We start from the raw sequence: 411 nt of genomic DNA, 5'->3' as shown, positions 1-411 counted from the left end.
CGTGCCTCGCGCAACTGTGCCAGCGGCAAGCCGGTGCGTTGGGTGAACAGTTCGGCTTCCACCCCATCGGTCAGGCGAAGGGCGTTCATCAGGAACTCGAATGGCAATTCGTCGACCGGCAGCAGCTTCTCGCCGGCCTTGAACGGCTTGGCCAGGTTCAGGTAGTCCTTGGGCAGACGGGTCTTCCAGGTGCGCAGGATGCGGCCGTCGGCGAAAGTCAGCTTGCCGTGGGCGCCGGCACCAATGACTATGAAGTCGCCAAAGCGCCAGTAATTAAGGTTGTGCCGTGCGGCGCGGCCCGCTTGGGCATAGGCCGAGACCTCGTACTGGCTGTATTCGTTCTTGGCCATCAGCGCCTGGCCGGCTTCCCGGTTATCCCAACGGTTTTCCTCCACGGGCGGCTCGGGCGGT

1 pseudogene is annotated in these 411 nt (G+C 63.7%); it reads right to left on the bottom strand.

Annotated features, from left to right (window positions below):
- A pseudogene (locus G3I17_RS39430) lies at positions 1–411 on the bottom strand (YggW family oxidoreductase); the annotation flags it as partial.

Origin of the sequence: Streptomyces sp. SID13031 (assembly GCF_010548305.1) — a bacterium.
Classification (GTDB): Bacteria; Actinomycetota; Actinomycetes; order Propionibacteriales; family Kribbellaceae; genus Kribbella.
Note: the sequence above shows the minus strand (reverse complement) of the source record. Positions and strands in the feature narration are given on the sequence as shown.